General features: G+C 60.1%; 11 protein-coding genes. 3 read left to right on the plus strand and 8 right to left on the minus strand.

Translation table 11 applies throughout. From position 1 onward, the window contains the following. Nucleotides 1-219 precede the first annotated feature (219 nt). Together ACIF4X_RS26335 and ACIF4X_RS26340 are read left to right on the plus strand one after the other, a co-directional pair. A complete protein-coding gene (locus ACIF4X_RS26335) occupies nt 220-1,104 on the plus strand; it encodes a sugar nucleotide-binding protein (RefSeq protein ID WP_397484316.1) in 885 nt (294 codons plus the stop codon). Continuing rightward, complete coding sequence (locus ACIF4X_RS26340; protein ID WP_397484318.1) at nt 1,097-2,029, plus strand: NAD-dependent epimerase/dehydratase family protein; 933 nt, start codon at nt 1,097-1,099, stop codon at nt 2,027-2,029. The genes ACIF4X_RS26335 and ACIF4X_RS26340 overlap by 8 nt, the downstream gene beginning before the upstream one ends. 372 nt (nt 2,030-2,401) lie before the next feature. Here the strand turns inward: ACIF4X_RS26340 and ACIF4X_RS26345 are convergent, their stop codons facing one another. From ACIF4X_RS26345 to ACIF4X_RS26365, 5 genes are all read right to left on the minus strand, one after another. After that, a complete protein-coding gene (locus ACIF4X_RS26345; protein WP_007910962.1) occupies nt 2,402-3,100 on the minus strand; it encodes an OmpW family protein in 699 nt (232 codons plus the stop codon). A gap of 248 nt (nt 3,101-3,348) precedes the next feature. Next, nucleotides 3,349-3,867: a DUF3299 domain-containing protein gene (locus ACIF4X_RS26350; RefSeq protein WP_397484319.1), complete on the minus strand. Its 519-nt coding sequence runs from the start codon at nt 3,865-3,867 to the stop codon at nt 3,349-3,351. Nucleotides 3,868-3,878: 11 nt separating this feature from the next. Then, nucleotides 3,879-5,144 carry an ABC transporter permease gene (locus ACIF4X_RS26355; RefSeq protein WP_397484321.1) on the minus strand — a complete coding sequence of 422 codons (1,266 nt, stop codon included), beginning with the start codon at nt 5,142-5,144 and terminating at the stop codon, nt 3,879-3,881. Nucleotide 5,145: 1 nt separating this feature from the next. Next, a complete protein-coding gene (locus tag ACIF4X_RS26360) occupies nt 5,146-5,856 on the minus strand; it encodes an ABC transporter ATP-binding protein (protein ID WP_016984101.1) in 711 nt (236 codons plus the stop codon). A 136-nt stretch (nt 5,857-5,992) separates the two neighbouring features. Beyond that, a complete protein-coding gene (locus ACIF4X_RS26365; RefSeq protein ID WP_007910957.1) occupies nt 5,993-6,592 on the minus strand; it encodes a DUF2796 domain-containing protein in 600 nt (199 codons plus the stop codon). Between the two features lie 135 nt (nt 6,593-6,727). Between ACIF4X_RS26365 and ACIF4X_RS26370 the strand changes: the two genes are divergently transcribed. Further along, the gene (locus ACIF4X_RS26370) at nt 6,728-7,087 is read left to right on the plus strand and encodes a hypothetical protein (RefSeq protein ID WP_397484322.1); all 360 of its coding nucleotides are present in this window, start codon (nt 6,728-6,730) and stop codon (nt 7,085-7,087) included. A gap of 88 nt (nt 7,088-7,175) precedes the next feature. Here the strand turns inward: ACIF4X_RS26370 and trxA are convergent, their stop codons facing one another. The 3 genes from trxA to ACIF4X_RS26385 all read right to left on the minus strand — a co-directional run bounded on the left by trxA (nt 7,176) and on the right by ACIF4X_RS26385 (nt 9,361). Next, nucleotides 7,176-8,048 (minus strand): thioredoxin, encoded by an 873-nt coding sequence (gene trxA / locus ACIF4X_RS26375; protein ID WP_397484323.1) that lies wholly within the window; start codon nt 8,046-8,048, stop codon nt 7,176-7,178. Nucleotides 8,049-8,246: 198 nt separating this feature from the next. Next, nucleotides 8,247-8,900, minus strand: a complete 654-nt coding sequence (locus ACIF4X_RS26380; protein ID WP_397484325.1) for a class I SAM-dependent methyltransferase — start codon at nt 8,898-8,900, stop codon at nt 8,247-8,249. Then, a complete protein-coding gene (locus ACIF4X_RS26385; RefSeq protein WP_397484326.1) occupies nt 8,897-9,361 on the minus strand; it encodes a YbaY family lipoprotein in 465 nt (154 codons plus the stop codon). Before ACIF4X_RS26385 ends, ACIF4X_RS26380 begins: the two co-directional genes overlap by 4 nt. Between the last annotated feature and the right edge of the window lie 201 nt (nt 9,362-9,562).

Below are 9,562 nucleotides of genomic sequence, written 5' to 3' on the forward strand. Positions count from 1 at the left end.
GTGGTTCACAGAATTTGTGGTCAGCACTGAACCCTGTGGGAGCTGGCTTGCCAGCGAAGGGGCTAGTGGCCATGACACAAATCCCGGGGATGTACACTTTACGGATGACGGTTGCGCACTAAACCCGCAAAATGCAACGATTCCGGTAATTATCGACGACGGTTCCACGAGATCCGTCGCTAAAGCCATCGTTCCAATCAGACTGGGCCTGCTGACTCTATGCGAATGCGCCTTATGTTACTGGGCGGCGGAAATGCCCTTGGGCAGGCGCTGATTCGCCTCGGTGCGGAGGAAGACATCGGTTTCCTCGCCCCCCGCCCGCCCGAAAACGGCTGGGATGCCGCGAGCCTGACGCAACTGCTCGACGACACCCGTCCCGACGCGTTGATCAACCTCGCCTACTATTTCGACTGGTTCCAGGCCGAGGCCGTCAGCGAAACCCGCATGACCGGGCAGGAGCGCGCGATCGAGCGTCTGGCCGAATTGTGCCAGCACCACAACATCGTCCTCGTGCAGCCCTCCAGTTATCGGGTTTTCGATGGTTCGCGAGCCACGGCGTACAGCGAAAAGGACGAACCGGTGCCGTTGGGCCTGCGTGGTCAGGCGTTGTGGCGCATCGAACAGAGCGTTCGCGCGACTTGCCCGCAGCATGTACTGCTGCGTTTCGGCTGGCTGCTTGACGACAGCCCTGACGGTACCCTCGGACGCTTCCTCGCCCGCGCCGAGCAACCGGAAGAATTGCTGCTGGCCGATGACCGCCGCGGCAATCCGACCCCGGTCGACGATGCCGCCCGAGTGATCATCTCGGTGCTCAAGCAACTCGATTGCGCCGCGCCACTGTGGGGCACTTATCACTACGCCGGCCACGAAGCGACCACACCGCTGGCGCTGGGCCAGGCGATTCTGACCGAAGCACGCAGCCTGCACGCCCTGGCTATCGAAGCGCCGACTGCTCAGGCTCATGCCGCGCGGCCGGACGCTGCCGAAGAGCCGCAACACGCCGTGCTGGCCTGCAAAAAAATTCTGCACACTTTCGGGATCAAGCCGCGCGCCTGGCGTGCCGCACTCCCGGGCTTACTGGATAGGTTCTACCGTCATGGCTGAAGGGACAGTTTTAATCACCGGCGGAGCTGGTTTCATTGGCTCGCACCTGACTGATGCCTTGCTTGCTCAAGGCTATTCGGTGCGCATCCTCGACGATTTGTCGACGGGCAAGCGCAGCAACCTGCCGCTGGACAATCCAAAGGTCGAGCTGATTGTCGGTGATGTCGCCGATGCGGCGTTGGTAGCCAAGGCCATGCAAGGTTGCAGCGCTGTCGGTCACCTGGCGGCCGTGGCGTCGGTGCAGGCGTCGGTGGATGACCCGGTGAAGACTCACCAGAGCAATTTCATCGGCACGCTGAATGTCTGCGAAGCCATGCGTCTGGCCGGGGTCAAACGTGTGTTGTATGCCTCCAGCGCAGCGGTGTACGGCAACAATGGCGAGGGCGAGTCGATTGATGAAGACACGCCCAAAGCGCCGCTGACGCCTTATGCCTCGGACAAATTGGCGGGCGAGCATTATTTCGATTTCTATCGCCGCCAGCATGGCCTGGAGCCGGTGATTTTCCGCTTCTTCAACATCTTCGGGCCGCGTCAGGATCCTTCCTCGCCGTACTCCGGGGTGATCAGCATATTCAGCGAGCGCGCGCAGAAAGGTCTGCCGATTACTGTATTTGGCGACGGTGAGCAGACGCGTGATTTTCTTTATGTCGAAGACCTGGTCGATCTGCTGGTGCAGGGGATCGAAAAGCCTGAGGTGGAAGTCGGCCCGGTGAACGTCGGCTGGAATGAGTCGATGAGCCTCAAGCAGATGCTTGAAGCGCTGAAAGCGGTGGTCGGTGAACTGCCGCCCGTCAGCTACGGCCCGGCGCGCTCTGGTGACATCCGTCATTCGCGGGCGAACAACGCTCGCTTGCTGGAGCGCTTCAAACTGCCACAGCAGACGCCGATGAGCGTGGGTTTGGCGCGGTTGTTGGGGCGTTCCTGAAAAGAGCCCCTCACCCTAACCCTCTCCCAGAGGGAGAGGGGACTGACCGAGGTGATTGTGAGAAATACGCCGACGTGAGATATCGAGTCGAGCTCAGTTTTGCAGAGCACACAAACCGGCTCCCTTTCCCCCTCGCCCCTTTGGAGGAGAGGGCTGGGGTGAGGGGGATAGATCTCAAACTCACCACGCATTTCAGGCAGGCATGAAAAAGGCGCCCTTCAACAGGCGCCTTTTTCACGGCCGGAATATATGTCGCTACTCCTGTGGCGAGGGGATGTTATCCCCCGATCAACTGCGTAATGTCGCCGTCAGTTCTATGCCTGCTCACCACCAAGCCTCATTCACCACCACGTGAACGTTCGATAACTCGACTTAGAACTTATAGCCCAAACCCACCATGTAGATGAACGGATCCACATCCACGTTGACCCGTGCGCGAGTGCCCGGCGCAACGGCGTTGTTCTCGACGGTGGCGCGGGTGTCGATGTCGATGTAACGCACTTGGGCGTTGAGCATGATGTTGTCAGTCAGCATGTAGTCGGCGCCGACCTGCCAGGCCAGACCCCAAGAATTTTTCGCCTTGAAGTTGCTGAAGCCGTTGGCGCTGGCTTCGCTGCCGACGTGTTCGTCGTAGATCCAGGTGTAGTTGATGCCGCCACCGACATACGGCTGGAACGGCGACTTCGAGTCCAGTGGGTAGTAGACGACGCTGAGGGTTGGCGGCAAGTGTTTCAGGGTGCCGAGCTTGCCATTGGCCGCTGGCAGGGCAGTGCCCTTGAGCTTGACGTCGTGCTCGAACGGCGTGGCTGCGAGCAGTTCGAGGCCGACGTGATCGGTGAGCATGTAGGCGAAGTTCAGACCCAGTTGGGTGTCGCTGCTCATGGTCGCCTTGCCGCCCAGATTGGTGCCGCTCAACGGACCCTGATCGACCTTGACGCTGGAGCTGTCGGCCTTCGGGTTGACGGTGATCGCACCGGCACGAATGAGAATGTCACCGGCTTCATGGGCGTGGGCGAGCGGGGCTGCGAGCGCGAGGGCAAACAGCGAAGCGCTGAGCAAGGACTTGTTCATGGGGGCTCCAAAGGACGTTAAAAATTTCTGATGTCCTATGGTACGAAGCCAACTGATACGGTCTTTTGACTCAGCTCAATGAAACAGTGAAGCGGCAGATTTTTGCGGAACCTTGGCCGGCCCCATCGCTGGCAAGCCAGCTCCCACAGGTTTTGTTGGTGAGCACAAAATTTGTGAACGACTCAATCACTGTGGGAGCTGGCTTGCCAGCGATGGGGCTTTTACAGACAGTACAAAACTACCGGGAATTACTCCGGCAGTTCATACACATAAATCTTGTCGGCATCCATCTGATACCCGGCATCCGCCAGCTCACTGCTCGATGCCTTGACCTGCAACGGTCCCTCGACCCAGTACGGTTGATACAACTCATCAAGCTTCACGCCCAACTCGCTTTTGACATGCACGATCTGGTTCGACGGCGGTGGCGGCACATGGATGCACGCGCCGAAATACGGCACCAGCAAAAAGTCCGTGGTGCGTCCTTCTTCATTGACTTCCAGCGGCACGATATAGCCCGGCAAGCGGATGTTCTGCCCGTCGAGTGCCTGCACCACCGGCGCGTTCGGCAGGTCCTGCTTGGCCGCTGGCGCGGACTCCGCCGATAGCGCATCACTCATCTTCGACATGTCATGCAGCGGGGTCATGTTCGGCACTTCCGGCGCGGCGTCCGGCGGAATCATCTCTGACCACGTCAGGTCTTTCGGCGCCGCGGCCCACACGGGCAGGGCGATCAGCAACAGCAGCGCGAGTGCGGCGCGGGGCATGGTGAACATCCTCATAAACGGATCGACAGGCCATCGGCCAATGATTGGCGATAAGCGCGCCAGGCCGGCACGCTGCCCATCAGCAGCGCGGCCGCCAGAATGCCACCGAGCAGTGTCCATTCATACTCGCTCGGCCACGCCAGCGGCAGGTACAAACCGTAATTGGCCTGTACATAACCCTGCGCGGCGGCGATACCGATGTACAACAACGCAACGCCGGCAATCACCCCGGTCAGCGCCAAAGCAAAAGCCTCCAACACCAGCAGACTTGCAATGTGCCACGGCCGCGCACCGACCGAACGCAGAATTGCCATCTCGCGCCGACGTTCATTGAGGCTGGTGAGAATCGCCGTGAGCATGCCGATCAACCCGGTCAGCACCACGAACAGCGAAACCACGAACAACGCTTTTTCAGCGGTGCTCATCAGGCTCCACAACTCTTGCAAGGCCACGCCCGGCAGGATCGCCAACATCGGCTCGCCACGGAATTCGTTGATCTCGCGTTGCAGCGCAAACGTGGAAATCTTGCTGTTGAGGCCAAGCATGAATGCGGTGATCGCTTGCGGCGTCAGGTCCATGTTGCGCGCCTGATCGGCGCTGATCCGTCCATTGCCACGCGCCGGTACGCCGTTGTGCCAGTCGATATGAATCGCCTCCATGCCGCCGAGGCTGATGTGCAAGGTGCGATCCACGGGTGTGCCGGTGCGCTTGAGGATGCCGACCACGGTGAACGGTTTGTCGTCGTGCTTGACCAGGCTGATCGCCGCCACGCCGTGGGCCAGCACCAGTTTGTCACCGAGTTTGTAATGCAGCGCGTCGGCCACTTCGGCGCCGAGCACCACTTCAAAAGGATCGGTAGCAAACGCACGACCGTCGGCCAGTGCCAGGTGCTGCTGGCGACCGTACTGGTAATGTTCGAAATAGGCTTCGGTGGTGCCCATCACCCGATAACCGCGATGGGAGTCGCCGAGGGACATCGGAATGGCCCACTTCACTTTCGGGTTGTTGGCGAAGTGTTCGAAGCTGTCCCAGCGAATGTTGTTGGTGGCATTGCCGATGCGGAACACCGAGTACAGCAGCAGGTTCACCGAACCGGAGCGTGCGCCGACGATCAGGTCGGTGCCACTGATGGTGCTGGCGAAACTGGCTTTGGCCTCGGTGCGTACTCGTTCAACGGCAAGCAGCAAACAGACCGACAGGGCGATCGCAAATGCGGTGAGCAGTGCAGTAAAGCGGCGGTTGGCCAGGCTGGCCATGGCCAGACGAAACAGATACATCTCAGACCTCGGCAGACGTGGCGGCGCGATTGAGTTCGGCCAGGGACAGGTGACGGTCGAACAGCGGTGCCAGACTCTGGTCGTGGCTGACGAACAGCAGACTCGATCCGGCCTCGCGGCATTCGGCGAACAGCAGGCGAATGAAGTTTTCCCGGGCGTCGTAATCCAGTGCCGAGGTCGGTTCGTCAGCGATCACCAGTTCTGGCTGACCGATCAACGCACGCGCGGCAGCGACCCGCTGTTGTTGGCCGATCGACAGGGAATCGGCGCGACGGCTGAGGATGCTTTCATCTTTCAATCCCAAGTGGGCGAGCAGCGTGGCGGCGGCTTGATCGACACTGCCGTGGCGCTGTTTCGCCCGTTGCGCACGCAGTTTCGAGAAGTGACACGGCAGCTCAACGTTCTCGCGTACCGAGAGGAATGGCAGCAAGTTGAACTGCTGGAAAATATAGCCGGTGTGATCGACGCGGAAGGTGTCGCGGGCGCCGGCGGAGAGTTCGGTGAGTTCCTGGCCAAGCAGGCGAATGCTGCCGCGACCGGGTTTCTGCACACCGCCGAGCAGGCCGAGCAGGGTGGTCTTGCCGCTGCCGCTGGGGCCTTTGAGGAACAGGGTTTCGCCGGCTTCCAGACGAAACGCCGGGATGTCCAGCAGTGGCGGGTGACCGGGCCAGTTGAAGCCCAGGTCGGACAGTTCGATGAGTGCTTGGGTCATGGCACCAGTTTCATGGTTGGACACGGACCCCTGTAGGAGCTGCCGGAGGCTGCGATCTTTTGATCTTGGTTGTTTACCATCAAAAGATCGCAGCCTCGTTTCACTCGACAGCTCCTACAGGGGATTTTCGGTGTGATCAGAATTTCAGCGCGGCAGCCTTGGCCGTCACTTCGGTACCTTGCTGGCCGCTGGCGCTGATCAGTTGTACCTGAATTTTCTGGGTCGCCGGGAAGGTCTTGAAGACGTTCGCCAGATCCAGAGTCTTCAGCGCGCCCGGTGTGGCGCAGTTGAACTGATAGTGCGCGTGGATTTCGCTGTGGTCGTGGTGATGCTCGTGACCGTCCTTGTCCGCTTCATCGTCGTCGTGATCGTCGGCATCCGGCTTATCGCCGAACAGTGGGCTTTCCAGTTCCTGACTGACGACTTTGCAACCGGCAGCGGCGGGCAGGCTGAACAGGGCCAGCGGTTTTTCCAGTTGCGCACGGGCGGCGGCGACTTTGGCTTTATCGGCATCCGAAGTCGCAACGTGTTCGAAACCCACGAGGTTCATCGCCGGGCTTTCCAGCTCCAGCTCCAGGGTCTGACCATCGAGTGCGGCATTCAGACGGCCAACACCATGTTCATGCGCGCCGAGGCTGCCGTGTTCATGATCGTGATCGTGGTCATGCTCATCAGCCGCGTGGGCGATGGCCAGCGGCAACAGGGCAAACGGCAAAGCGAGCAGCAGACGACGCATGGCGGTCTCCGGGAAGTAAAGTGAAGAGTTTGTTATGTAATCTTATAACGAAAGTGCGCAGAGTTTGCCCGTGCGCTTGGCGTTGCACAAGTCCCGTGGGAGCATGCAGGTCAGAAAAGTGCAGGAGCGAACGCAATGTTGCGGATACGTGGAACCGTCGGCGACCTGCCGGTGGATTTGACAGTGGAACTGGATGACAGCGACTGGGCGAAGCTCGGTTCGGCGCTGAGTGGGCAGGCCCCGATTGCTCAATCTGAAGCTGCGGTGGCGGTTCCGACGGCGAAACCGCTGAATCAGGACGATGCGTTATGGCAGGTGGCCAAGGACCTGTTGCGCAAGGCCGGGCAACTCAGCGGGCCGGATCTGCTTGATCAACTGGAAGGCTTGACCGGCAGCGCGGCGGCGGGCAAGCGCTTGTTGGTTCGCTTGCGCCACAGTTCGGACGTGAAAGTTGTGAGTGGCGGGGATACGCCGCTCTACAGCTGGATCGAGTGAACCGCAAAAGATCGCAGCCTGCGGCAGCTCCTACAAGGGTGTACACGGTCCCAATGTAGGAGCTGCCGAAGGCTGCGATCTTTTGATCTTAATAAAGCGCAGCAAACATCTTGCGGCGGTAAACGCTGACCAGCGGATGATCATTGCCCAGCAACTCAAACACCTGCAGCAACGTCTTGTGCGGCAACCCTTCGGCATAATTGCGATTGCGGATAAACAGCTTGAGCATCGCCTCCAGCGCCGCTTCGTACTGCTGACGCGCCAGTTGCTGGATCGCCAGTTGATACACCGCTTCATCGTCCTGCGGATCTTTCGCCAAACGCGCTTTCAAGTCAGCGGCATCAGGCAGATCGCGTGCCAGACCGAGGAACTTGATCTGCGCCTTGGCCCCGGCCAGCGCGGCTTTGTGTTCGTCGCTTTTGACCGCGTCGAGTACGGTCTGCGCTTCGTCCAGTTCGCCGCGTTCGGTCAGGCAGCGCGCGTAGAGGATCAGCGCCTTGGCGTTAGTGTTGTCTTCAGTGAGCATCACCACCAGCGCCGCTTCGGCGTCGGCGTAACGGCCGTCATCGAACAACGCCTGAGCCTGCTCGAAGGGATCGGCCGCAGCGGGTGGCGGCATCTGCACATGCGGCTCTAGCAGCGCGCGCACAGCGGATTCCGGTTGTGCACCGGCAAAGCCGTCGACCGGTTGACCGTCCTTGAACAGCACCACGGTCGGCAGGCTGCGAATACCGAAACGGGCGACGATGTCCTGCTCGATGTCGCAGTTGACCTTGGCCAGCAGCAGTTCGCCCTGATAGCTCTCGGCAATGCCTTGCAGCATTGGCATCAACGCTTTGCACGGCGCACACCATTCGGCCCAGAAATCCACCAGCACCGGTTTGTTGAAAGAGGCCTCGATCACCGACTGGTCGAAATCGGCCGTCGTGGCGTCGAAGATGTACGGCGTTTGCTCACTCATGGGGGATCTCGTAGAAGCGTGGATGGGGCAACTATACGGCTTGGCGGGGTGTGGCCGGAAGCGGGGCAGATTTGAGAGGTGTATCGCTAGGCAGGACGCCATCGCTGGCAAGCCAGCTCCCACAGGGTTCTGTGTCGTATACGAAATGTTGGTTCGACTCGGTCACTGTGGGAGCTGGCTTGCCAGCGATGCTTTTGGCTAGCGCCGCGCGTGGTACAGGCTGACATGCCGAAATTCCTCAGGCTCAGCCAGATCCGGCAACGTCATCGCCTCAAGCATTTCAATGCGTTCATACAACGGATGGCGAAAATCCCGAACCCGCGAATCCGCGACCAACGCCTCGCGGCCACGGCTCAAAAATGCATCGAGCAACGGCAGATTCGCCCGGTCATACAACACATCCGCCACCAGAATCAGATCAAACCGATCCGCCTCGGCAAAGAAATCCGTCGAATAACTCATTTGCACATCATTAAGCTCGGCATTCGCCCGGCACGCGGCAATTGCCAGCGGATCGAGATCGCACGCCACCACTTCCAGCGCCCCGGCCTTGACCGCCGCAATCCCGGCAATCCCGGAACCTGCGCCGAAATCCAGCACACGCTTGCCGCGCACCCACTCGGGAAACTCTGCCAGATAACGCGCCACCGCCAGACCACTGGCCCAGCAGAAACCCCAATACGGTGGCTCGTGCAGAATTCGCTGGATTTCTTCCTGGCTGAACTCGCGATCCATGTTGTCGCCATCGATCAGCCACAGCTGCAAATCGGTGTCCGGCAACGCACAGACCTTGAGTCTGGCGTCGCCGAGCAATTCACCTAACGCCTGTTGCAGGTCGTGCGGTGCATTCATGGTGCTTTGACAAATTGCAGCTGGCCCAACGCCTGAGTGGTCGGCTGAGTGATGGTCTGCGACGGCAGATGCAGGATCAACTGGCCGGACTGGCTGGCGCGACCGCGCAGCTCAACTCGCGCACCGGCGGGGAAGGCGTCCGGGTTGAAGCGCAGGCGAAACGGCAGGATCTGGTTGTTGCCGATCAGGCTGGAACTGGCGAGCAATTGTTGCGGGCGATCCTTTTCGTCGATCACCAGCAGCGCCAGTTCGACTTCGGCACCGGCCGGCACGCCTTGCAGGGTGCCGCTCAGTTCCCGTTGATAGGCCGGCAGCGGGCCGAGGTCAGCAGCCTCTTTGGCTTTTTTCTGCGCTTGCTGCGGCGCAGGGCCAGGCGTTGGCGGCTGGGGCTTGGGTGCATCGCTGCCACAGGCCACCAGCAGGCTGAAAAAACTGAGCAAAACGAGCGGACGTAACGGCATTGGATGCTCCAGCAAAATGAAATCCATGGATCAAACGATCATGCCGTTCTGTATACCGCAAAGCCTATGGCTTGTCTTGCCACCGGGATGCGCTACCATGGCCCTCCCTTTTTTTGTTGCCAGCCACCATGCACTGTCCCTTCTGCAGTGAAAAAGACACCAAGGTAATCTACAACCGACTGCTCGCCGAAGCCTAACAGT

It is taken from the genome of Pseudomonas sp. NPDC085632, assembly GCF_044541255.1.
Classification (GTDB): Bacteria; Pseudomonadota; Gammaproteobacteria; order Pseudomonadales; family Pseudomonadaceae; genus Aquipseudomonas.

What these genes read in the sequence shown, in the direction of transcription:
- ACIF4X_RS26385 (WP_397484326.1), bottom strand. Translation starts at nt 9,361, where the DNA reads ATGCCGTTACGTCCGCTCGTTTTGCTCAGTTTTTTCAGCCTGCTGGTG.
- ACIF4X_RS26345 (WP_007910962.1), bottom strand. Translation starts at nt 3,100, where the DNA reads ATGAACAAGTCCTTGCTCAGCGCTTCGCTGTTTGCCCTCGCGCTCGCA.
- ACIF4X_RS26340 (WP_397484318.1), top strand. Translation starts at nt 1,097, where the DNA reads ATGGCTGAAGGGACAGTTTTAATCACCGGCGGAGCTGGTTTCATTGGC.
- ACIF4X_RS26380 (WP_397484325.1), bottom strand. Translation starts at nt 8,900, where the DNA reads ATGAATGCACCGCACGACCTGCAACAGGCGTTAGGTGAATTGCTCGGC.
- ACIF4X_RS26365 (WP_007910957.1), bottom strand. Translation starts at nt 6,592, where the DNA reads ATGCGTCGTCTGCTGCTCGCTTTGCCGTTTGCCCTGTTGCCGCTGGCC.
- ACIF4X_RS26370 (WP_397484322.1), top strand. Translation starts at nt 6,728, where the DNA reads ATGTTGCGGATACGTGGAACCGTCGGCGACCTGCCGGTGGATTTGACA.
- ACIF4X_RS26350 (WP_397484319.1), bottom strand. Translation starts at nt 3,867, where the DNA reads ATGCCCCGCGCCGCACTCGCGCTGCTGTTGCTGATCGCCCTGCCCGTG.
- trxA (WP_397484323.1), bottom strand. Translation starts at nt 8,048, where the DNA reads ATGAGTGAGCAAACGCCGTACATCTTCGACGCCACGACGGCCGATTTC.
- ACIF4X_RS26335 (WP_397484316.1), top strand. Translation starts at nt 220, where the DNA reads ATGCGAATGCGCCTTATGTTACTGGGCGGCGGAAATGCCCTTGGGCAG.
- ACIF4X_RS26355 (WP_397484321.1), bottom strand. Translation starts at nt 5,144, where the DNA reads ATGTATCTGTTTCGTCTGGCCATGGCCAGCCTGGCCAACCGCCGCTTT.
- ACIF4X_RS26360 (WP_016984101.1), bottom strand. Translation starts at nt 5,856, where the DNA reads ATGACCCAAGCACTCATCGAACTGTCCGACCTGGGCTTCAACTGGCCC.